Source organism: Thalassolituus sp. UBA6592, assembly GCF_002433655.1.
GTDB lineage: Bacteria > Pseudomonadota > Gammaproteobacteria > Pseudomonadales > Oceanobacteraceae > Venatoribacter.
Genome location: NZ_DJIO01000140.1, coordinates 21,922 through 45,291, shown reverse-complemented (window position 1 = coordinate 45,291; position 23,370 = coordinate 21,922). Strand labels below are relative to the sequence as shown.

20 protein-coding genes are annotated in these 23,370 nt (G+C 54.3%); 15 read left to right on the top strand and 5 right to left on the bottom strand.

Features of this window, described 5'->3' with window-relative positions:
* The 6 genes from B2Z72_RS14030 to yacG all read left to right on the top strand — a co-directional run.
* The coding region (locus tag B2Z72_RS14030; RefSeq protein WP_297005100.1) for a pilin at positions 1 to 450 on the top strand (450 nt) is incomplete at its 5' end.
* Between the two features lie 176 nt (positions 451 to 626).
* Positions 627 to 2,321 (top strand): type IV-A pilus assembly ATPase PilB, encoded by a 1,695-nt coding sequence (gene pilB, locus B2Z72_RS14025; protein WP_296984208.1) that lies wholly within the window; start codon positions 627 to 629, stop codon positions 2,319 to 2,321.
* A gap of 136 nt (positions 2,322 to 2,457) precedes the next feature.
* The gene (locus tag B2Z72_RS14020; protein WP_296984206.1) at positions 2,458 to 3,693 is read left to right on the top strand and encodes a type II secretion system F family protein; all 1,236 of its coding nucleotides are present in this window, start codon (positions 2,458 to 2,460) and stop codon (positions 3,691 to 3,693) included.
* The gene (locus B2Z72_RS14015; protein WP_296984205.1) at positions 3,693 to 4,571 is read left to right on the top strand and encodes a prepilin peptidase; all 879 of its coding nucleotides are present in this window, start codon (positions 3,693 to 3,695) and stop codon (positions 4,569 to 4,571) included. Before B2Z72_RS14020 ends, B2Z72_RS14015 begins: the two co-directional genes overlap by 1 nt.
* A 96-nt stretch (positions 4,572 to 4,667) precedes the next feature.
* Complete coding sequence (gene coaE, locus B2Z72_RS14010) at positions 4,668 to 5,270, top strand: dephospho-CoA kinase (protein ID WP_296984204.1); 603 nt, start codon at positions 4,668 to 4,670, stop codon at positions 5,268 to 5,270.
* Positions 5,271 to 5,279: 9 nt separating this feature from the next.
* Positions 5,280 to 5,477, top strand: coding sequence for a DNA gyrase inhibitor YacG (gene yacG / locus B2Z72_RS14005; RefSeq protein ID WP_349676745.1), 198 nt, complete (start codon positions 5,280 to 5,282; stop codon positions 5,475 to 5,477).
* An 87-nt stretch (positions 5,478 to 5,564) separates the two neighbouring features.
* Here yacG and B2Z72_RS14000 read toward each other — a convergent pair whose 3' ends face one another.
* From B2Z72_RS14000 to B2Z72_RS13985, 4 genes are all read right to left on the bottom strand, one after another.
* A complete protein-coding gene (locus B2Z72_RS14000) occupies positions 5,565 to 6,515 on the bottom strand; it encodes a DUF808 domain-containing protein (RefSeq protein WP_296984203.1) in 951 nt (316 codons plus the stop codon).
* A 90-nt stretch (positions 6,516 to 6,605) separates the two neighbouring features.
* Positions 6,606 to 7,049, bottom strand: a complete 444-nt coding sequence (locus B2Z72_RS13995) for a copper chaperone PCu(A)C (protein WP_296984202.1) — start codon at positions 7,047 to 7,049, stop codon at positions 6,606 to 6,608.
* Between the two features lie 211 nt (positions 7,050 to 7,260).
* Positions 7,261 to 9,243: a bifunctional diguanylate cyclase/phosphodiesterase gene (locus B2Z72_RS13990; RefSeq protein WP_297005096.1), complete on the bottom strand. Its 1,983-nt coding sequence runs from the start codon at positions 9,241 to 9,243 to the stop codon at positions 7,261 to 7,263.
* A 31-nt stretch (positions 9,244 to 9,274) separates the two neighbouring features.
* On the bottom strand, positions 9,275 to 9,967 hold the full coding sequence (locus B2Z72_RS13985; RefSeq protein ID WP_296984434.1) for a transglutaminase-like cysteine peptidase: 693 nt from the start codon (positions 9,965 to 9,967) through the stop codon (positions 9,275 to 9,277).
* Positions 9,968 to 10,152: 185 nt separating this feature from the next.
* On the opposite strand from B2Z72_RS13985, the gene B2Z72_RS13980 reads away from it, so the two are divergent.
* The 9 genes from B2Z72_RS13980 to B2Z72_RS13940 all read left to right on the top strand — a co-directional run bounded on the left by B2Z72_RS13980 (position 10,153) and on the right by B2Z72_RS13940 (position 21,864).
* A complete protein-coding gene (locus B2Z72_RS13980; RefSeq protein WP_297005092.1) occupies positions 10,153 to 11,757 on the top strand; it encodes a GGDEF domain-containing response regulator in 1,605 nt (534 codons plus the stop codon).
* Between the two features lie 113 nt (positions 11,758 to 11,870).
* On the top strand, positions 11,871 to 12,329 hold the full coding sequence (gene aroQ, locus B2Z72_RS13975; RefSeq protein WP_296984431.1) for a type II 3-dehydroquinate dehydratase: 459 nt from the start codon (positions 11,871 to 11,873) through the stop codon (positions 12,327 to 12,329).
* Entirely contained in the window at positions 12,329 to 13,219 is an 891-nt protein-coding gene (gene prmA / locus B2Z72_RS13970) for a 50S ribosomal protein L11 methyltransferase (protein WP_297005089.1), read from the top strand. Before aroQ ends, prmA begins: the two co-directional genes overlap by 1 nt.
* Positions 13,220 to 13,228: 9 nt before the next feature.
* A complete protein-coding gene (locus B2Z72_RS13965; protein WP_296984429.1) occupies positions 13,229 to 14,539 on the top strand; it encodes a DUF3426 domain-containing protein in 1,311 nt (436 codons plus the stop codon).
* A gap of 147 nt (positions 14,540 to 14,686) precedes the next feature.
* Positions 14,687 to 15,658 (top strand): tRNA dihydrouridine synthase DusB, encoded by a 972-nt coding sequence (gene dusB / locus B2Z72_RS13960; RefSeq protein ID WP_349676748.1) that lies wholly within the window; start codon positions 14,687 to 14,689, stop codon positions 15,656 to 15,658.
* Between the two features lie 50 nt (positions 15,659 to 15,708).
* Positions 15,709 to 16,041, top strand: coding sequence for a DNA-binding transcriptional regulator Fis (gene fis, locus B2Z72_RS13955; protein WP_414716377.1), 333 nt, complete (start codon positions 15,709 to 15,711; stop codon positions 16,039 to 16,041).
* Between the two features lie 68 nt (positions 16,042 to 16,109).
* Positions 16,110 to 17,741: a bifunctional phosphoribosylaminoimidazolecarboxamide formyltransferase/IMP cyclohydrolase gene (gene purH / locus B2Z72_RS13950; RefSeq protein ID WP_296984428.1), complete on the top strand. Its 1,632-nt coding sequence runs from the start codon at positions 16,110 to 16,112 to the stop codon at positions 17,739 to 17,741.
* A gap of 449 nt (positions 17,742 to 18,190) precedes the next feature.
* Positions 18,191 to 19,480 (top strand): phosphoribosylamine--glycine ligase, encoded by a 1,290-nt coding sequence (purD, locus tag B2Z72_RS13945; protein WP_296982738.1) that lies wholly within the window; start codon positions 18,191 to 18,193, stop codon positions 19,478 to 19,480.
* A 44-nt stretch (positions 19,481 to 19,524) separates the two neighbouring features.
* Positions 19,525 to 21,864 carry a 7TM-DISM domain-containing protein gene (locus tag B2Z72_RS13940; RefSeq protein ID WP_296982739.1) on the top strand — a complete coding sequence of 780 codons (2,340 nt, stop codon included), beginning with the start codon at positions 19,525 to 19,527 and terminating at the stop codon, positions 21,862 to 21,864.
* On the opposite strand, the gene B2Z72_RS13935 is transcribed toward B2Z72_RS13940, so the two are convergent.
* Positions 21,861 to 23,339 (bottom strand): AAA family ATPase, encoded by a 1,479-nt coding sequence (locus tag B2Z72_RS13935; RefSeq protein ID WP_296982740.1) that lies wholly within the window; start codon positions 23,337 to 23,339, stop codon positions 21,861 to 21,863. The two genes, B2Z72_RS13940 and B2Z72_RS13935, sit on opposite strands and share 4 nt — an antisense overlap.
* Between the last annotated feature and the right edge of the window lie 31 nt (positions 23,340 to 23,370).

The following is a 23,370-nucleotide window of genomic DNA, read 5'->3' as shown; positions in this document are numbered from 1 at the left end:
GTTGCGATCATCGGTATTCTGGCGTCCGTAGCGCTGCCAGCGTATCAGGATTACACTGCACGCAGCAAAATGTCTGAAGTTATTCTGGCAGGCTCACCATGTCGTGCCGCAGTTAGTGAAGCTGCTCAAACTGGTCTGAGCTCAGCACCTTCCGCAGTTGATAGCTTCGGTTGTGGCGAAGGTGGTACTGCTACTGCCCCTCTGTCTCAGTACGTTCAAACTATTTCTACCTCTGCCGCTGGTGTAATCACTATTACTGCAACCGGTATCGACAGCACCAACGTAGACGGTAACACCATTACTTTCACTCCATATTCTGATGCTTCTGCTGCTACTGGTACAGAGATGACTGCAACCGATTACGCAGCAGGCTCAAACGTTCCGGTACGTGCTTGGGTGTGTGCTTCTGGCACTATCGATAACAAGTACCTGCCAGCATCCTGTAAATAAGATTTACTGGATCTACTGGTCAAAAAAGGGAAACTTCGGTTTCCCTTTTTTGTGCCTCAGTTTTTTTGTTTTCTCATATCATTACCCTACCCGCGTCACAACCCTGACCTGAGTACTGGCGCCGCTTTGCCGCCTCTGGTATGTTCAGGCTAATTGTATCTGTTGGAACCCTATCTATGGCTGCGTTAACGGGTTTGCCCCGCCGTATCGTTGAGCAGAATCTGGTTACTGCCCGCCAGGCGCAGGAAATTATCGAAAAATCGATACAGGATAAAACCAGTTTTGTGGCTGCCGCCGTTGCTTCCGGCCAGCTGAAATCCCGTGATATTGCCCTGTTGGCATCGGAGGAGTTTGGCTTACCTGTACTCGATATCTCTGCCTTTGATTTTGATCTGATGCCACAGGATCTTGTCAGCCGTACTCTGATTGAAAAACACCGGGTACTGCCGCTGTTTCAGCGCGGTAACCGCCTGTTTGTTGCTCAAAGTGACCCGTCGGCCATGATGGCCATCGATGAAATTAAATTTAATACCGGTATGACGGTAGAAGCGACTCTCGTTGAGGAAGATAAACTCTCCGCGGCCGTCGACCGCTACCTCAGTGCCAATGACAACGCCTTCGATGACCTGGACGGCGAACTCGATGACGTAGACCTGGAAGACCCGGAGGCCGCTGCCAAAGAGCAGGATGCTAATAAAGAAAGTGGGGATGACGCCCCTATTGTTCGCTTTGTAAACAAAATGCTATTGGACGCCATCAAAGGCGGTTCGTCCGACATTCACTTCGAACCTTATGAAAAACGCTATCGCGTGCGCTACCGCACCGATGGCTTGTTGCACGAAGTCGCCAGCCCACCCATTAATCTGGCTGGGAAGATTGCTGCACGACTGAAAGTGATGTCCCGCATGGATATATCCGAACGACGTATCCCTCAGGATGGCCGGATCAAGATGAAACTTTCCAAGAACAAGGCCATCGACTTCCGCGTGAATACCCTGCCAACACTGTGGGGGGAAAAAATCGTACTGCGGATTCTCGACCCATCATCGGCCAAACTGGGCATCGATATGCTGGGTTATGAACCTGAGCAGAAAGACCTGTACATGGAAGCTCTGTCCAAACCGCAGGGCATGATCCTGGTCACAGGGCCAACGGGGTCCGGTAAAACCGTGTCCTTGTATACCGGTCTGAATATTCTTAACGTCGAAGGCACCAATATATCGACCGCGGAAGACCCCGTAGAGATCAACCTGGAAGGTATTAACCAGGTGAACGTAAACGCAAAGGTTGGCCTCGACTTTGCCGCGGCGTTGCGCTCCTTCCTGCGCCAGGACCCGGATGTGGTGATGGTGGGTGAGATCCGGGATCTGGATACCGCCTCGATTGCAATTAAAGCAGCCCAGACCGGCCACCTGGTGTTATCGACCCTGCACACCAACAGTGCTGCTGAAACCCTGACCCGTCTGGCCAATATGGGGGTGCCATCGTTTAACATTGCCACCTCTGTGACGCTTATTATTGCCCAGCGACTGGCGCGGCGTTTATGTCCTAGCTGCAAAGAACCTGCCGACTTACCTCAGGAAGCTCTGATTGACGCTGGCTTCTCTGAAGCGATGCTGGCCAGCGCGGAACTATTCAAACCCGTTGGCTGCGATCAATGCAAAAATGGCTATAAGGGACGTGTCGGTATTTATGAAGTGGTTAAAATTACCGACCCTATTTCCCGTATTATTATGGAAGGCGGCAACTCCATCGAAATTTCCGATGCTGCCCGCAAAGAAGGCTTCCACGATCTTCGGGTCTCAGCCCTGCAGAAAGTAGCACAAGGGGTAACCAGCCTCGAAGAAGCCAACCGCGTCACAACAGACTGACGTACAGAACGACTCAGCGCGACTGATACAATACATGGCTGATATTATTCGGCTCTTTGATTGGTCGTTATTGAAGCTCAGGGATTAAAGCCTGCCCAAGCAAACGCAGGAAACAGGACAACAGGTAACTCAACACATGGCAAAAGCAGCAAAAAAAGACAGCAGAAGCGCCTTTACCTGGGAAGGAACAAACCGCCGGGGCCAGCCGGTTAAAGGGGAAATGTCCAGCGCTAACCCGGCAATGGTTAAAGCCCAATTGCGCAAACAGGGGGTAAACCCAACCAAGGTTCGCAAAGTAAGCCAGCCATTGTTCGGCATTGGCGGCGCGAAAAAGAAAAAAATTAAATCATCTGATATCACCTTTTTTACCCGCCAGATGGCCACCATGATCAAAGCTGGCGTGCCTCTGGTGCAGTCCTTCGATATTGTTGGCGACGGCATTGACAACATCACCATGAAAGAACTGGTGATGGAAATTCGCGACAGCGTAGCTGCAGGTAATGATTTTGCCTCGGCGCTGAAGAATCACCCGGAATACTTTGACGACCTGACCTGCAACCTGATTGAATCCGGTGAACAGGCTGGTGCGCTGGAAACCATGCTGGATAAAGTCGCAGTCTACAAAGAAAAAACCGAAGCACTGAAAGCAAAAATCAAAAAAGCGCTGATGTACCCTGTGATTACTCTCATTGTGGCCGCAGTGGTAACCGCTATCCTGTTGATCAAAGTGGTGCCGACGTTTCAGGCAATGTTTGATAGTTTTGGTGCAGAGCTGCCAGCCCCGACTCAGATGGTGGTGAATATTTCCGAAGTCGCCCAGGCCTACTGGTTACAGGTGCTGGCTGTTCTGGTCGTTGCCGGTATAGCGTTTGCTCAGGCGAAAAAACGCTCTCCGAAGTTTGCTGATGCCGTTGACGCCTATACGCTGAAACTGCCGGTATTTGGCGATCTGATTCTGAAAGCCTCTGTTGCCCGTTATGCCCGGGTTCTTTCGACGACATTTGCCGCCGGTGTTCCGTTAGTAGAAGCACTGGATTCCGTTGCAGGCGCCGTGGGTAACGCAGTTTACCGGGATGCAGTATTAAAAATCCGTGACGAAGTCTCCTCCGGCCAGCAAATGCACTTCGCTATGAAATCGACCGGTGTGTTCCCCAATATGGTGGTACAGATGACCAGTATTGGTGAAGAATCCGGTGCCCTGGATACCATGCTGGATAAAGCCGCCGGCTATTATGAATCTGAAGTAGATGACGCCGTCGATAATATGACCGCTATGATTGAACCCTTTATGATGGCCTTCCTCGGTATCGTTATTGGTGGTCTTATCATTGCCATGTACCTGCCAATTTTCCAGATGGGGAACGTGGTTTAATGCAGTTATTTTCTCTGCTGGCAGCCTCACCGCTGCTGGCGGTTGTCTTTATTGCCATCATCAGTCTGATGATCGGCAGCTTCCTCAACGTCGTTATCCTGCGCCTGCCCATCATGATGTTCCGTGAGTGGAAACGCGATACGCTGGAAATGGACACGACGCTGCCAAAGCACCCTGCTCTGGACAATCTCGATCAGCCATTCAATCTGTTAAAGCCGGATTCACACTGCCCAAAATGTGGCGCCAAAGTCCGTGCATGGCAGAATATTCCGGTCATCAGCTGGCTGTTGCTGAAAGGTAAATGCAAGTCCTGCGGTGAGCCGATCAGCGTACGTTATCCGATCGTTGAGCTAGCCACGGCGGTACTCAGCGCTGCGCTTATCATCCAGTTCCCATGGGGCTGGCCACTGGCTGCCATGCTGGTGTTCACCTGGTTGTTGCTGGCCATGTCGGTGATCGATATCGATTATCAGATTCTGCCCGATACCCTGACACTGGGGCTGTTATGGATTGGCCTGCTGGTCAACTCCCAGGGCCTGTTTACCGATCTCAGCGACGCTGTCTACGGTGCCGCAGCCGGCTACCTGGCCTTGTGGAGTGTTTATTGGATTTTCAAACTTCTGACCGGCAAAGAAGGCATGGGGTTTGGTGACTTTAAACTGCTGGCAGCATTAGGTGCCTGGCTCGGTATCTCCGCCCTGCCAGTGATTATTCTGCTGTCCTCCGTTGTCGGTGCTGTCGTGGGAATCGCCGGTATTCTGATTCTTGGCCGGGATAAAAATGTTCCGATTCCATTTGGCCCGTATCTGGCCGCTGCAGGCTGGATTGCCGCCATGTGGGGTGATGATCTGACCCGCTGGTATCTTGGGTCGCTTTAAGCTGCGCCCTGTATACAGCTGGCAGTTACCCAGTTCGCCGCTTGTTCTGTTAACTTGTTCTGTTAACCTGTGCGTTCTGAAACGGAGCAACCTGTTATGACCTGGGTTCTTGGCCTCACCGGAGGCATTGGCAGCGGCAAAACCGCTGCTTCAGATTACTTTGCTGGTAAATGCATCCGCGTCGTCGACGCAGATGTCGTAGCACGTGAAGTCGTTGAGCCAAACGAACCTGCATGGCGCGCCATACGCGAGCATTTTGGTGAGCAGGCTCTGCTGGCAGATCAGACCTTGAACCGTGCCTGGCTGAGGGAAAAGGTCTTTAACGAACCGCAGGAACGTCTGTGGCTTGAAGGTCAGACCCACCCGCGCATCCGTGAGCGCATTATTCAGCAGCTGAACGACGCAACCTCCCGCTACGCTGTTCTGGTTTCTCCCCTGTTGTTTGAATCTTCCCAGCACGCGCTGACACAACGATCCCTGCTGATTGACGTTCCGGTAGAGCTGCAGCTCAAACGTGCCTGCTCGCGCGACAACAACAACGAAGAGCAGATACGCCGCATTATTCAGGCGCAGATGCCAGCCGAACAAAAACGCCAGCTGGCGGATGATATCGCTGACAACAGCGGCGACCTGCAGCATCTTTACGCTCAGTTAGATACACTGCACCATTCCTATCTGAAATACGCAGCCGACAGTTAAATATCGCTTATGAAAGTACAATGCCCGACCTGCCAGAAAGACGTCGAATGGAAGCCGGAAAACAAATACCGTCCCTTTTGCAGTGAACGCTGCAAACTCATTGATCTCGGTGAATGGGCCAGTGGCGGCCACGCTATTCCGGGGAAATCCGTGCAGGAAGAGATGATGTCAGAAGAATGGGAAGATAAAAAACCCTGGGACAGCTGATCCCGCCCCGGACGCAAAAAGGCCTGCTGAAAGCAGGCCTTTTTATTGTCTGAAACTCAGGCCATCCTGCGCACAAGAGACAGCAGATCAGGACGATTTGGCTTTTCCCATCAGTTTACTGCCCACAGATACAATCGCCACCAGCGCCAGTCCGGCCAGACCACCGGCGATCATATTAAACAGCACAGGTAATACGCTCTCGCCCAACGCTGCAAGCCAGCTGCCACTGCCGTGAACAAACGCTTCGGTCATAGCATGATTCAGATGCTCCAGCGCCGGAATTCCGTGCATCAGAATACCGCCCCCCACCAGAAACATGGCGATGGTGCCAACGATGGCCAGCAGCTTCATCAGCTTAGGTGCAGCACCGAGTAATAAGCGTCCGATCAGTCGTTGCGCACCCGCCCCGTCACCTTCCCGCTCGGAAAGCCACAAACCCGCATCGTCCATTTTTACGATGGCGGCGACAATACCGTAAACCCCAAAGGTAAATGCCAGCGCCAGCAGCGCGACCACAATAATACGGGTGAGCAGATCGGCTTCTGCTACCGAGCCCAGCGTGATTATAATAATTTCGGCGGACAGAATAAAATCGGTTCTTACCGCACCACGGATTTTTTCTTTTTCAAAGGCCATTAAATCCTGCGGAGATTTCTCCAGCGCCGCTTTCAGCTGACGCTTTTCATCCTTTTCCGCTTTAGCATGGAACAGGGTGTGTAAAACCTTTTCTGCCCCTTCAAAACACAGATAAGCACCACCAATCATCAGCAGAATCATAATGGCCTGTGGCAGAAAGGCACTGATCAGCAGAGCGGCAGGCACCAGAATCAGCTTATTTTTCAGCGAACCTTTGGTTACTGCCCACACCACGGGCAGTTCACGTTCGGCGCGAATGCCGGATACCTGCTGTGCATTCAGAGCAAGATCATCACCGAGTACACCGGTGGTTTTTTTTGCTGCCATTTTCGACATCGCAGCAACGTCGTCGAGAACCGACGCTATATCATCAATCAGTGCCAACAGGCTGGAGGCGGCCATACCTAATATCCATATAAAAAAACAGGCAGCACAATAGCGTTGCCTGTCTTTTCCGTCCAGCGACAGTTTAGCAAAAATGCCTGCGCGAAATCAGTGATCTGGTGTACGCAGTACAGCGGTCGTATCAACACAATCGCCGCCAGCAAAACACAGAGTGAGCGGTAATTCCTGCGCCAGTGGCTGCTGCAGTCCAAACAGCATCAGGTGCAGACCCATAGGTTGCAGCACGACTGTCTCGCCGGCCGGTACGGGTAACGACTGAATCTGGCGCATTTTCATCATGCCGTTTTCATGAATATGAGTATGAATTTCGATCCGTTCAGTCCATGGCGCAGAGGCACTGACCAGCGTTTTATCCTCAGTTCCGGTGTTTTTAATCTGCATAAAGGCCGCACTCATATTGCGTCCTGGCACTGGCTCACGCACATAAGCGCCGTCAACAACAACATCTGCAGCAACATCAGCACAGGCCAACGATGACAGCAACGTGCCGGTACACAGACTGAGCAAAGAAAAACGTCGGGATCTGATCATGGTTTTATTCCGTATTCTGTTTGTTATTTATCTGATCCACCGGATTCTACCTGCGCTTTTGGCCGGGGATAGCGACAGAATGCCGCACAATCAGGTCATCTGCTGTAACCATTGATGTGCATCAGCCAACAACGCGATCAAGCGCCAGAAATAATCGCTACCGATGCCGTCGCCTCTTGTTGGTTATCCCTCGTCTATCACCCCTCGTCCGTCAACCCTCGTCTGTCGGCTGTGACCATTGATGTGCATCCGCCAGGGATGCGATCGGACGGCAGAAATAGTAGCCGCTCATACCATCGACGCCGGTCTGACGCAGTACCTGAACATCTTCGCTCTCTTCCACCCCTTCGCCCAGTACGGCCAGATCCAGATTGTGGGCAATCTGCACCATCGACTGAATAAAGAAGCGCCGGTCCTGAGCTTTATGCAGACCCCGGTTAAAGCTGCCATCAATGCGGATGTAATCCAGTGGCAAACGCTGTAAGTAAGCAAACGCCATGCTGCCGGTTCCCACCTGATCGACACCAATCGCCACACCAAAGGTGCGCAGCACTGTTGCCATACGGGCAAGCGCTGCCTCCGCCCCGCCCAGTGCAGGTTCAGCAATCTCAATGGCGAGGTAGCCGGCCAGTTCCGGAGCTTCCGTCAGCAGGCCACGCAGCTGCAGGTGAAATTCATCATCGAGTACTGATGCTGCAGAAATATTCACACAATAACGTACACCGGATTTCGGTGGTGTTTTGACCAGCATGCGCACTACCCGCGCAATAATCGCCAGATCGTAACGCGCAGCCAGATGATGCTGTTCAACCATGGGCCAGAAACGGGCAGCGGATATCACCTCCCCCTGCCAGCTCAGGCGACTGAACACTTCATACTGCAGAACGCTGCCGTGGTCGCCACTCAGCACCGGCATAAACTGCAGTGACAGGCCATCGGCCGCCAGAGCCTCGGTCAACAGCTGACGCCATTCACCGGCGCTCCACTCTTTATCTGAATTGCTGCCGTCATACAGTTGCGCGGTACTTTCCGGATGCCGCTGAGCCTGACGCAGTGCCGCATCAGCACAGCTCAGTGCATGGGAAGGATCATCGCGTTCACTCTGTAGAAAAACCGCGCCCAGATGGAACACCAGACCATAGCGCTGGTTCAACACACCGGTGATCAGCTGCCCATGAATCTGCTGTAACAGACCTTCCGCCTGCAGGCTGTCAGAACAGGGCAGATACAGGGCGAAATCACTGCCGGAACGACGCCCGGAAAATGCCTGAGCCGACACCGCAGTAATGTCACGCAGCTGCTCCCCGAGCAGCGACAGCAGTTCGTCTGCGGCCTGGCGGCCATCATCGCGGTTAACCTCGGCCAGCCCTTCAAGTTGCAGCAGAATCAGCAGACCACTGTGGTCTTCTTCACGCTGCAGAATATGCGCAATACGCTCATCAAAACCACGCCGGTTCAGTACCCCGGTGAGACTATCGTGGAAGGATTCTTCGCGCAGCTGCTCCGTCATGGCTGACTGCTCAGAGAAAATACTCTGCAGTTTGAGCACCATTTTATTCATCGCCAGCACCATACGGCGCAACTCCCGCGGACGGGGGATATCCTCCTGAACCTGCCACTCACGCTCACAAATCGCCAGCGCCTGTTTCTCCACCAGTAACACCGGACGGAAAAGCCAGTTTAGTAACAGGTGCAGCAGTGCGAGAGAAACGACAAGCACCCAGGCAAACCAGATTAATTCACTGCGCACCATGGCCCACAGATCGCGATAGGCGAAGTCGGTATGACTGGTGACGATAACCGTGCCAAGGCGCTGCCAGCCGCGGGTGACATCGGCCTCAGCCGCGGTCATATCAAAGGTAACGGCGCCCATAAACCATGAAGGTGCAGGCTGAGAGGTCAGCGCTTCACGGCTGCGGCGGTGCAGCACATCGCCCTTCACCGGGTGAAATTCAATGGCGGAGAAAAATCCGCGATCAAACAGCACATCAATCAGACGACTGAGCTGAACCGTATCCTGCTCCTGCATCTGTGACATCGACAGCGCCAATGAAGTAGCAGCATCGTAAGCCCGGGCGTTCAGCTGCTGCTGGAAATAATCACGGCCATTGCTGATGGTCAGCACCAGACTGCCGGCCAGCAGAATCACTACCAGTAATCCGGTCAGCAGAGAAAACTGTTGTCGCAGTGTCATGACGGCATCCTTTTCATAAAATCATTCCGGGTTACAGGTCCATACCAAGTTCATTCATACGGACCCGCAGATCCGTCCACAGGTCCAGCTTATTCGGATTCCCCATGCGGATGCCCTGACCTTTCATCCGCTCCAGCCACATGCCATCACCATTAAAACTGTACACCGGCGCCAGATCCAGCCGTTCATTGGCGTACAGAATTTTGCCGGTCAGGTTATCCAGTACCAGAGGGATTGCATCCGGTTCGGGGAAATAGGTCAACACCATATGCGCCTGATTCAGGCGAAGGGCTTTAACATAGGTGATGCGCAGCTTTTCTGTGTCGACCCCCAGCTGACGCAGGGAATAGTACTTGGCGATCACATAGTCCTCGCAATCACCGCCACGGGTCACCATGGCTTCGTAAGGCGTCGCCCAGTAATCATCCTGCCCCCAATGTTCGGCATCGGACACATAAGGAATGGCTTTGTTGATAAAGCGGTTCACGCCGGCGAGCTTTTTTTGTTCGTCCTCATCGCTGAGCCGGTGCAGCGCAGTGCGCCAGTCCTTAATCAGATCACCGGCCTTGTCACCGTAGTCGCGATAAGCCGACTCAATCAGCGAATCCGGCACCCAGCGTTCTGCGTCCGCCACCAGACCTGCCCGAACAAACAGCAAAAAAGAAAGCAGCAGCAGTGTTTTCTGCAGCCATGTCTGCGCACGACTGCCAGTCCTTGAGCCCATCAGCGGGAAAAACCGGAAAATGACATGCCTTAAGCGTAGACAGCAGACTGCGATCTCTCTAACCGCAGGCGCAAATAAAATGACAAAAGAAACAACGGCCTCATTGCCTGTCTGATTGCTGCTCAATCAGCAGAAAGTGCGGTTCATTGCTACGCTTACACCACCACTATTGAGAATTGACGCATATGTCTGAAAGCCAGTCCGCGGCTGACCGTATGAAACAACACTTCTCCCACCGGGTAATTCATCAGGTCCGGCAGATCATTGATCTGTGGCGGCAGCTGCCGCAACGCAACTGGCAAAAGGACGCTCTGACTGAACTCAGTCTCAGTGTCGATAAACTGATCCGCTACGCCGGGCGCTTTGGCGCCACCAGACATCAGCAGCTGGGCAAAGACCTGCTGCAGTTATTGATGCACATTGCCCCCGGCGAATGCGCCGACAATACCCAGCTGCAGACCATTAACCGCATTATTCAGAATCTCAGCCAAACCGCCCTGCGGCATACTGACAGTCCGGATGCCACCGCTCTTATTCCACAGAAAAAACCCATTTATATCGCCCTGCAGAATACCGATCAGGCCGTTGTACTGGCCGAACAGATGCAGTACTTCAGCTTCCGCCCCGAATTACAGCGCACACCGCAGGACCTGGTCAGCAGCCTGCAGCAACGCCATCCGGCCGCCATCGTGCTGGATCATAATTTTGGCCGTGAAGGTATGGGACTGGAGATAGCGGCTCAGATACAGCAACAACGGGAAACGCCTCTGCCGGTTATATTCACCTGGGCCGGAACCCCTCCCAGTCTGAAAGAACAGATTCAGGCGCAGCGCAGCGGCAGCATTGCATTTATGAATGAAACCAACGTGCATGCCCTGATCAGCAAGCTGGAAACCAGGCTGGACTGTACGCCACCACAGCCGCAGAAGGTTCTGGTGGTGGATGATTCGCGGACACAGAGTGTGCATGCTCAGAACATTCTTAATAAGGCCGGCATGATCACCAGAGTAGTGAATGAACCTCTGCAACTGCTTGAGGTTCTGCATGACTTCGTGCCAGACATCGTACTGATGGACATGTATATGCCCGATTGCAACGGCATGGAACTGGCGCGCATCATCCGCCAGCAACCGGAATACTTTCACCTGCCGATTATTTACGTCTCCGGTGAAGAAGACCGTGACCGGCAACTGGCGGCCATGGCAGAAGGCGGTGACGACTTCCTGACCAAACCGGTCAGTCCGGCGCACCTGGTTACCACCATCAGAAACCGCGTGGACCGTGCCCGTCAGCTGCAGCAACTGATCGCCCGCGACAGTCTCACCGGACTGTTAAATCACACCCATCTGCAGGAAGCACTGCAACAGGCCATCAGCGCAGCAGACGGACAGACCCCGGTCAGTTTCGCCATGATCGATATCGATCACTTCAAACAGGTGAACGACCAGTATGGCCATCCGGTGGGGGACAACGTGATCCGCAATCTGTCGCTGTTTCTGCGCCAGAGCCTGCGCAAAAGTGACCCTATCGGCCGCTATGGTGGCGAAGAATTTGCCGTCGTACTGGTCGATGCCGACCTTGAACAGGCGGCAGCTGTGATGGATAAAATCCGCAAAAATTTCTCCTGCCTGACCCACGATCAGCAGGATCTGAACATCACCTTCTCCTGTGGTGTCAGTGAATGGCAGGGGCAAAGCGTCAGTGAGCTGATTGCCGAAGCCGACAAAGCCCTCTACCGCGCCAAAGACAGCGGCCGCAACCAGGTATGCACTGCCAGTTCACATAAATAAGCCTTCATCCCGGCAGAATACGGCGGAAAGCTGGACGATAGCGGGCTTTTTCGGCAAACTCGCGGGCTTTCAGGGCAATTTCTGGCCCACTCTTCAAAGCAGGAACTGACGCAATGGCGAGTATTCTGGTACTTCAGGGCCCAAACCTTAATTTGTTGGGCACCCGGGAACCACACATCTACGGCAGCACGACGCTGGCGGATATCGAACAACAGCTGAGCAAAGCGGCTGAAAAGGCCGGATTTGATCTTGAGCAGTTCCAGAGCAATGCCGAGCACGCGTTAATCGACCGTATCCATGCCGCGCGCGATGATGACACTGCATTTATCATCATTAACCCTGCCGCGTTCACCCACACCAGTGTTGCCCTGCGTGACGCACTGGCCGGTGTCGCCATCCCGTTTATCGAGATTCACATCTCCAATGTGCATGCCCGTGAAAGCTTCCGCCACCATTCCTATCTGAGCGACATCGCCGTGGGCGTTATCGCCGGTCTGGGCACTCAGGGCTACGAGCTGGCACTGCAGGCCGCCATTGCCCATATTGGCAAACAGCAGGGAGTACACCACTGATGTCCTGGATGCAGGTTCGTTTTCATGCTGACCGCTCGCAGGTAGAAGCGGTTGAAAATGCCTTACTCGGCGCCGGCGCCCTGTCGGTCACGTTGCAGGATGATGCTGACCAGCCGATTCTGGAACCCGAGCTGGGTACGACCCCGATCTGGGACAACACAGAAGTCATTGGCCTGTTCGAAGCCAGCCGCAACAGTGACGAACTGCTGGAGCAGATCCGCATTTGTTACGGTGCGGAAGGTGGCAGTGAACTGCCGCTGCATAAAACCGAACTGGTGGAAGACAAAGACTGGGTACGGGCCTGGATGGATGATTACCACCCGATGCCGTTCGGCCAGCGTCTCTGGGTTTGTCCGAGCTGGCGTGAGCCACCGCAGAAAGACGCTGTGAACCTGATGCTGGATCCGGGACTGGCCTTCGGTACCGGCACCCATCCGACCACCGCACTGTGCCTCAAATACCTCGATCGTGAAGTAGAAGGCGGCGAACTGGTCGTCGACTATGGCTGTGGTTCCGGTATTCTCGGCATTGCTGCCCTGCTGCTTGGTGCGCGCCACATGGTTGGTACCGACATTGATCCGCAGGCGCTGACCGCAACGCGAGATAATGCCGGTCGTAATGGCGTGGATGACAGCCGTTATGAAATATATCTGCCCAAAGACACCCCGCAGATTGAGGCCGACATCACGGTCGCCAATATTCTTGCCGGGCCTCTGGTGTCACTGGGCGAACACATTGCATCGCTGACCCGCAGTGGCGGCAAGCTCGCCCTGTCAGGTCTGCTGGCAGAGCAGGCACAGGAAGTATCAGCCGCTTATAGCCAGTGGTTTGATATGAATCCACCGGAACAACAGGACGATTGGGTTGTCCTTACCGGGATTAAACGTTGAGGGAATAACATGGCTGTTCACGTTACCCGCTGCCCACACTGTCAGACCAGCTTTCGCGTACGCGACGAGCATCTCAGTGTTGCCAAAGGCATGGTACGCTGCGGTTCCTGTCTGCAGGTCTTCAAGGCCGCAGAACACTTTATTGATAATCCACAGGCAGCCAAACCTGTGGTGGCCGCTGCACGGACAGAAAAAGCAGAACAGCCTCAGAGCACCCCTGTCAAGAGCCCCCCTCTCAAGCCGGAAGTCAGCAAAGCGGAAGCCAGGCCTGTTAAGCCCGCTGTGACGCCGGCAAAAGCTGAAGCCAGTACCGCCGATGACGACGATTTCGGTCTGATCCACGATGATATGGAAGACGATCCTATTCCGGAACGTCTGGCTGACGACCCCTTCACCGACTTCAACCTGCGCACACCGGAGCACCGCTCACGACCCAAACCACGGGATGATCTGGAACTTGACGAATCAATTTTCAATGTCCGCAACGCTGACCGCGATACGCTCGATTTCATCGGCGGCGGTGGGGATGATAACTATGGCAAAGCGCCGGATGCTGATGAGTCCTGGGCCAATGCGCTGCTGGAAGACGACGACAACAGCGTCGACACCAGCAAAATCAGCCTGGATGGTGCTGACGACTTCAATTACGATCTGCCACCACCGGAAGACGACGATTTTCAGGGGTTCATGGATGAAGACGAACACCATGATGAAGCCTTTGCACTGAACGGTGATCTGGATATTCCATCCGAAGAACTGTCCATCGAGCTGCCACCGAACAATGCACCGATTAATGTTGCAGTCCAGGACGAGCCACTCGATCTCGGCGAACGCACGCGCCGCAGAATCCCCTGGGGCTGGTTAAGCGGTATTCTGCTGATGCTGATAGTGGCAGCAGCACAGACCTTCTATTTTAATTTCGACGAATGGTCACGCACGCCGCAGTGGCGGCCGTGGTACGCCAAAGCCTGTGAACTGGCCGGCTGTCAGTTGCCGAAGGTACAGAACATCCGCGACATGACCACACAGAATCTGGTCGTGCGTTCACACCCGACACTGCAGCGCGCTCTGGTGGTGGATGCCCTGTTGCTCAACAAAGCTGACTATGAGCAGCCGTTCCCGGATATCACGCTGATGTTCCGCGATCTCAACGACAACATGGTCGCCAGTCGCCGTTTCACCCCGGCGCAGTATCTTTCCGGAGAGTTGTCAGGCGAAAACGACATGCCGGTGCAGACCCCGGTGCATATTGCCCTGGAGCTGGTTGATCCGGGTCCGGAAGCCGTCAGTTATTCCATCAGCCTGCAGGCGAATCAGTAAGCCGGCAGCAATGCCGGCCTGATGCAGAAAACAAGCGGCAAATCAAGCCACAGAATTCACTGAAACAGCAAATAACCCTCTTTATTCACAGGGGGGTTATGAGTATCATACCGCGACTTTTCCAGCACATTTTTTGATCAGCAGATAATGCCTTCAATCGGTCCGTACACACTACCTAATCCCGTAGTTCTGGCGCCGATGGCAGGGGTCACCGACCGTCCGTTCCGCCAGTTGTGCCGTCGTCTTGGTGCCGGCCTGGTGGTTGGCGAAATGGTCTCAGCCAATGCCGACCTGCGTAACACCCGCAAGTCGCAGTTGCGCCTGAACCATGATGGTGAACCTGAGCCCATTGCCGTCCAGATCGTCGGCGGTGATCCGCAGACGCTGGCCGAAGGTGCTGCATTTAACGTCGCCAACGGTGCCCAGATCATTGACATCAACATGGGCTGCCCGGCGAAAAAAGTCTGCAACAAAGCTGCAGGCTCAGCGTTAATGAAAGATGAAGGTCTGGTGAAAGATATATTACAGGCCGTCGTAGGTGCCGTGGATGTTCCGGTATCTCTGAAAATAAGGACTGGCTGGGACCCGGATCATAAAAACGGCCCGACCATTGCCCGCATCGCCGAAGATGCCGGCATCGTATCGCTGGCGGTTCACGGACGCACCCGTGCCTGCGGATACAAAAATACGGTGGAATACGACACGATCCGTACCATCAAAAACAGCGTCAGCATTCCGGTGTTCGCCAACGGCGATATCACCAGCGCACGCAAGGCAGCCGAAGTGCTGCATTACACAGGAGCAGACGGCGTATTAATCGGCCGTGCCGCTCAGGGGCAGCCGTGGATCTTCCGCGAAGTCGCCCACTACCTCAGCACCGGTGAAGAGTTACCTTCACCACCGCTGGCAGAAACCGAACAGATCCTGCTTAACCACCTGCAGGATCTGCACGACTTCTACGGTGAGTATCTGGGTGTCCGCATCGCCCGCAAACACGTCAGCTGGTACCTGCAGCGTCAGCAGGACAGCAATGAATTCCGCAGCCGCTTCAACGGGCTGCAAAGCGCAGCTGAACAGGTCGAGGCCGTTCAGCAGTGGTTTGGTTCGTATCTGCACTGACTTTTCAGCGGGTACGACCACAGGAGCAGACAGCAAGAGGGATTTTTACGATGAACACCGATACATTGAACAGCGAAGCAACAGAAAGAAGGAAGGTTGACACAGTGACCGATTCAGCAGACATGCAGCACAATCTGCGCGCCCCATCCGAGCCGACCCAAACTCTGCGCGACAGCGTAGAAAAGGCTCTCCAGAACTACTTTGACCACCTGGACGGGCAGCCGGTCGTTGATCTTTATGACATGGTTCTGTCAGAAGTAGAAGCACCGCTTCTGGAAACCGTCATGAAGTACACCCGCGACAACCAGACCAAAGCCTCCGTGGTACTCGGTCTCAACCGCGGTACCCTGCGCAAAAAACTCAAGCAGTATGGAATGCTGTAAGTAACGACAGAATTAACAGCGGCCGTGTGCCGCTTTTTCTTTTTAAATACACTTAAAAATCTGACCATATGAGCAACTTTATTCCAGCAAACGAAACTCCAGCCGACATCACGCCAGTGCGCCGTGCCCTGATCAGTGTGTCCGACAAAAACGGCATTGTAGAATTTGCCCAGTCCCTGCACGCAGCAGGCGTGGAAATTCTGTCCACCGGCGGCACCTACAAACTGCTGATCGACAACCAGATTCCGGCCATTGAAGTCTCTGATTACACCGGCTTCCCGGAAATGATGGATGGTCGTGTAAAAACCCTGCACCCGAAAATTCACGGTGGTGTTCTGGGTCGTCGTGGTCAGGATGATGACGTGATGAACGAACACGGCATTAACCCGATCGATCTGGTAGTGGTAAACCTCTACCCGTTTGCTGCGACCGTTGCCAAACCAGACTGTCACCTGCCACTGGCCATTGAAAACATCGACATCGGTGGTCCAACCATGGTGCGCTCGGCGGCCAAGAACCACGCTTATGTTGGTATCGTGGTCAATACCGCAGACTACAGCATGGTGCTGGAGGATCTGAAAGCCCATAACGGCCTGCAGTACAAAACCCGCTTTAACCTGGCACTGAAAGCGTTCGAACATACCTCTGCTTACGACGGTATGATCGCCAACTACCTGGGCACCATTGATCAGTCTGCAGAAACCCTGAGCACTGATAATCGCCTGGAGTTCCCACAGACATTCAACAGCCAGTTTATCAAAGCGCAGGACATGCGTTACGGTGAAAACCCGCATCAGAAAGCGGCTTTCTACGTGGAAGCAAACCCGGCTGAAGCATCCATCGCCACCGCTAAACAGCTGCAGGGCAAAGAACTGTCGTACAACAACGTTGCCGACACTGACGCTGCGCTGGAATGTGTGAAGTCTTTCGTAAAACCTGCCTGTGTGATCGTCAAGCACGCTAATCCATGTGGTGTCGCCGTGGTTCCTGAAGAAGACGGCGGCATTCGTAAAGCCTACGATCTGGCCTTCGAAACTGATACCGAATCCGCTTTCGGCGGCATCATCGCCTTCAACCGTGAACTGGACGCCGAAACTGCACAGGCCATCGTTGACCGCCAGTTTGTTGAAGTGATTATCGCACCAACGGTTACCGCGGAAGCCGCGGCTGTTGTGGAAGCCAAGAAAAACGTGCGTCTGCTGGCCTGTGGTCAGTGGCCTGCTGAACGTGCTGCCGGTTTCGACTACAAGCGCGTCAATGGCGGCCTGCTGGTTCAGGACCGCGACAACGGTATGATCACAGTGGACGATCTGCAGGTCGTCACCAAACGTGCACCGACTGAACAGGAAATTCACGATCTCATTTTCGCCTGGAAAGTGGCCAAGTTCGTAAAATCCAACGCCATTGTGTACGCCAAAAACCGTCAGACTGTCGGCGTTGGCGCCGGTCAGATGAGCCGTGTGAACTCAGCCCGTATCGCTGCCATTAAAGCGGAGCATGCTGGTCTGGCCGTTGAAGGTGCGGTAATGGCATCTGATGCTTTCTTCCCGTTCCGTGATGGTATCGACAACGCTGCGGCCAATGGCATTAAAGCCATTATTCAGCCGGGTGGTTCGATCCGTGATGAGGAAGTGATTGCTGCCGCCGATGAAGCAGGAATAGCAATGGTGTTCACTGGTATGCGTCATTTCCGCCACTGATAACGGTCGGAGCTGTTGCGCTCGGTCTGGCGGTGTTAAAAATTCCTTCGGGATGCTCATGTAGGTTAACTACACTCCGCTCCCTCAGGAATTTTTGCCTGGCCAGACCTTCGCTCACGACGCTCCGGGGCGTTGAAGGCATAACGCTTTCGTACGCGAAAAAACTCCGGGGCGTTGAAGGCATAACGCTTTCGTACGCGAAAAAACTCCGGGGCGCTGTAAGCAAAACTGCTCTCTGGCGCGAAAGACGCCACCGGGCGTTTAAGTAAAAATAAATTTAATGCAGTCAGGCAATTACTATCGGCCTGGCCAGAACCGGGAGATTAAATTTGTCAGAACAAGGCATAAATTGAGGAAAAAGCGGAGCTTAGTGCGCTAAGTGAGCATTTTGACGAAATTTATAACGCCGTGCTGGCGGATTTAAGACCCGGCAACAGGAAACGCTAACTATGAAGATACTGGTAATTGGTTCTGGCGGGCGTGAGCACGCTTTGGCCTGGAAAGCTCTCCAATCTCCGCTGGTTGATAAAGTATTCGTTGCCCCCGGCAACGCCGGTACCGCCATCGAAGACGGTCTGGAAAACGTCGATATTGATGTCATGGATTTCGACGGCCTGCAGAAATTCGCCGAAGACAACAGCATCGGCCTGACCATCGTTGGTCCGGAAGCACCGCTTGTAGGTGGTGTGGTGAATCAGTTTGAAGCGGCCGGCCTGAAAATTTTCGGTCCATCCAAAGGCGCAGCTCAGCTGGAAGGTTCCAAAGCCTTTACCAAGGATTTCCTTGCCCGTCAGAAAATCCCGACCGCGGAATATCAGAACTTTACCGAAGTTGAACCGGCATTGGCTTACCTGCAGGAGAAAGGTGCACCGATCGTGGTGAAAGCCGACGGTCTGGCTGCCGGTAAAGGCGTGATCGTCGCTGAAACTCTCGAGCAGGCTGAGGACGCAGTAAAATACATGCTTTCCGGCAACGCTTTCGGTGAAGCTGGCTGTCGAGTGGTGATTGAGGAATTCCTCACCGGTGAAGAAGCCTCTTTCATCGTGATGGTGGATGGCAAAAACGTGCTGCCAATGGCCACCAGCCAGGATCACAAACGTGTCGGCGATAAAGACACAGGTCCTAATACCGGTGGTATGGGTGCCTACTCCCCTGCCCCTGTGGTCACTCAGGAAATTCATGACCGCATTATGCGCGAAGTGATTTACCCGACCGTTGAAGGCATGGCTGCCGAAGGCAACGATTACACAGGTTTCCTGTATGCCGGTCTGATGATCGACGCAAGCGGTGCGCCAAAAGTGATCGAGTACAACTGCCGTTTCGGTGACCCGGAAACTCAGCCAATTATGCTGCGCATGCAGTCTGACCTGGTGGCACACTGCCTGGCAGCACTGGAAGGTAAACTCGACAGCGAAACCACTCAGTGGGATCCACGCGCTTCTCTGGGTGTGGTACTGGCTGCCGGTGGTTACCCTGCTGATTACGCCAAAGGCGACGTTATTTTCCTGCCGGACAATGACGGCACTGACCGCAAAATATTTCACGCAGGCACCCAACTGAACTCTGAAGGTCAGGTAGTGACTGCCGGCGGTCGCGTACTCTGCGCCACAGCCCTTGGCAACAGTGTCAGCGAAGCTCAGGCCCAGGCCTATGAACTTGTGAAACAGGTCAGCTGGAAAGGCATGTTCTGCCGCTCCGACATAGGGTATCGTGCAATAGAGCGCGAACAAGGCAACTGATCCCTGGGATCAGATCAGAACATGATGTGAAGGGGAACGGCACAATGAAATCGGGGAGAAAGGCATACCTGCTGGTATTTGGTTGCCTCATGTTGCTCAGCCTCAGGGCTTTTGCCAACAACCCGGTGCTGTTGCCCGACACATCGTTCGACTACTCCATCACCCCTTATGTTTCTGTTCTGGAAGATGCGACCGGTGAACTTGATATCACCACAGTCCTGACCCGCGAGCAGCAACTGCGCTTTACCCCCAGCCACGCTCAGGCACTCAAATTCGGTATTACCGACTCCGCTTACTGGCTGCGCTTCAGTCTCAGTAACCCCTACGGCCATGAGCGCCGTGTCGTCCTGACCCTGTCCGGCAACGAACTGGACACCATAGATTTTTACGATATTTCTGCCGGTGACAGTTATCTCAAGATCCGTCAGGAAGATCAGGCCCGCGCCCTGCGTGGCGGTTTCCTGCAGACACATCCGGTTGAGCTGACCATCCCTGCGCAAAGCACACGCAGCTTTTTGATCCGGATTCATGCCAACGGCATCCTCAGCACCGATCTGCACCTTCTGAGTCTCGACCGCTTTCTGTCGAACGAGCAGCGCATGTTCACCATTCAGGGTGTCAGCATGGGCTGGATTCTGGCGACGCTGGCGTGGTTTATTTTTATTTTCAAACGCCGTCGTCTGCTGTTTGCCGCGGCTTCTGCCGGCTACTGCCTGACAGTAGCCATTTATCAGCCGGCCTGGATGGGCGTACTGCCGCTGCTTACGGATTTATCACCGTCTGCAGCTAACCTGATCGGCGAAATTGCTCTGGCGCTGTCCGTAGTCTTCCACACACTGGCCGCACGCCAGCTCGAGTGGCAGGACAGGTATGCAGCACTGCTGAAACGCTGGCTGCTGATTCTGGCACTGATCCATATTCCTGTGCTGGCCATTACCCTGATATTTTTCACCCCGGCCGCCATGCTTATCGTGGCCTCTGAGGTCGCTATCAACCTGTTCCTGCTGGCGCTGGCGATGGCGCTCGGCCGCTCTGCTTATCCGGTGGCGCAGCGCCGCGTACTGATTGGCGCTGTTGTCGTCGGTTTCGGTGTGCTGATTGCCGTCCTCAGTACCTATAACTTCCTGTCCCTCGATACCTTTACGGCCTGGGCCCCTCTGACCCTGCCATTCGTGATTATTGGCAGTCTGGTGATGGCCACCATGGAATGCCTGAAAGAACCCATTGAAGAGCGACGCAAGCAAAGCCAGCCAGGTCTGCCATTATCTCTGCTGTCCCAGATCAGCCATGAACTGCGCACGCCGATCAATGGCGTGATCGGTATGAACGAGCTGCTCAGTGATACCCCGTTAAGCGCAGCCCAGCGGGAGTTTTCAGAAACTATAACGCTTGCCGGCCGTGACCTGCTGCACATCGCCAACGAAATTTCAGATCTGGCACGACTGCGCAACCGCACACTGGAGCTGGAAAAGCGTCCGTTTAATCTGTCCATGGTGCTGACTCAGGTGATGGCGCATTTCCAGCAGGAGGCCACGCGTAAACAGGTGGAGCTGGTAATGGACATCGCTGATGATCTGCCCGAACAGTTCCGCGGTGACAGCAGCCGCCTGCAGACCATGCTGCATAATCTGGTCAGTCACGCTCTGGCCTACACGGAATATGGCGAACTTGCGCTGCACGCCAGCCCTTACGCTGACAACATCGCCAGCGGTGTGCGCATTCAGCTGCAATTAAGTAATACGCTGGTTAAACCAGAAGAACTGAAGCACGCCTTCCGTATTCTGCAGCAGAAAAATACCACCCCGACCTCCGATGGCGACCCGTGGAATCTGCTGCTGACGCGCCAACTGATTGAACTGACCGGCTCGCAGCTGGCGGTGGAAAGCATGACCGGCCAGGGGGCCTCGCTGACCTTGTGTGTACCGATGAGCGCCACTTACACCGAACGCACAATGCCGCGCGATGAAAGCCTCATCGGGCTGCGGATTCTGGTGGTGGACGATAACGCGTCATTGCGCAGTGTGATTGAAAAACAGGTACGCCGCTGGGGCATGCGTCCGGAATCCACTTACAGTGGTAAAGAAGCGCTGGCCATGCTGCGTAATCAGATCAATATCGGCCAACCTTTTGACGTCATTGTGATTGATCACGACATGCCGGTGATGAATGGACTGCAGCTGGCCGAACGCATTGAAAACGATGCCGATATTACGCCCAAACCTGCCCGCCTGATGCTGACCGGTCTGAGCACCAGCGCCGTCGCTGACGATGCCCGTCAGGTTGGCATTCAGCAGGTGATTGCAAAACCTGCCAGTGGTGAACGTCTGCGTCAGGCATTGCTGGAACTGCGTTACCGCAGACCAGCAGATGACGTTGACGATTAATCGGCTTTAACTGCCCGTTCCTGTGCCCAGGCGCGTAACGCCGCCATGGGCTCAGCCATCACCACCGACAGTGGCCGCGTGCGCTGAATTTCATGCAACAGGGTATCTGTGCTGACCCTCGCGCTGTCGTTACCAGCCACCGAGGCCGAATGCCAGCCGGAGACCACCGCCTGCTCCAGTTCTGCACCCGAGAATCCTTCACTGGCGTCGGCCAATAATTCCAGATCAAAACGTCCTGGCTCCAGACCTCTTTTGTGCATATGGATACTGAGAATCTCTTTGCGCACCTGCTTGTCCGGCAGATCGACAAAGAAGAGTTCATCCAGCCGCCCCTTACGGATCAGCTCCGGTGGCAACTGATGAATATTATTCGCCGTCGCCACCACAAATACCCGTGCATCATGTTCATTCAGCCAGGTCAGCAGCGTTCCAAGAATACGCTGGCTGATGCCGGCATCATTACTGTCAGTGCCTAAGCCCTTTTCGATCTCATCAATCCACAGAATGCAGGGCGACATCGTCTCTGCAAGCGCCAGCGCTTCACGCAGATTACGCTCAGTTTCACCGAAAAACTTGTTATACAGCGTGGCAAAATCCAGCCGCAGCAATGGCAGCCCCCAGGAACCCGCCACCGCTTTGGCCGCCAGACTTTTACCACTGCCCTGCACACCAAACAGTAGCAGACCACGTGGCCGCAGTTTCCGCTCAGCCGTCAGAAATGCCTGCTGACGTTTAGCCAGCCAGTCTTTCATCGCCGTCAGCCCGGCCACTTCGTTAAAGCGTGCGGTATCGTATTCAAAGCTGATAATGCCGTCTTCGGCGAGCAATGACATTTTCGCCCGGCTGACTTCCGGAACATCGTCCTGAGTGATAGCGCCATCGTCGATGATGGCTCCACGGATCAGGCGGCGCGCATCGGAGAACGTCAGACCTTTCAGATTGGCCACCAGCTGCTCCAGCGTTTCACCGTCGGCTTTCACCTTGTGCCCTGAGTCTCTGGCGTAGCGTTGCGCTTCCTCTTTCACCAGCGCCATCAACTGGCCGGAATCCGGTAATTTCAGGCTGAAACGCGCCGCCAGACGCTGCAGTTCCGCCGGCACTTTGAGCTCATGACTGAGCAGAACCAGCGTTTTGCCCTGCCGTTCGTGCTGCAGCGCGATGTCTTTCAGCAGGCGGATCACCAGAGGTTCTTCGAGGAACGGATGCAGATCGCAGAAAATAAACAGGCCACCTTCCGGCCGCTCACGTAGCAGACGCAGCGCATCTGCGGGCTGCTGAGTATCGCCTTTACTGACATCCTCACCAAACCCCAGGCGACGCAGACCGTCGGTCAGGGTCCATTGCTGCAATGCCAGACCGCGCTTAATCGCCAGCCGGGTAAACAGCTCCAGCGCACGGTTTTCTTCATGGCTTTCCACCAGCAGCAACGGAATTTTACGCGCCAGCAATAACTCAAGATCATTCAGGTCCTGCATAACATCCTCCTGTTCTGCTGTCATAGTAACA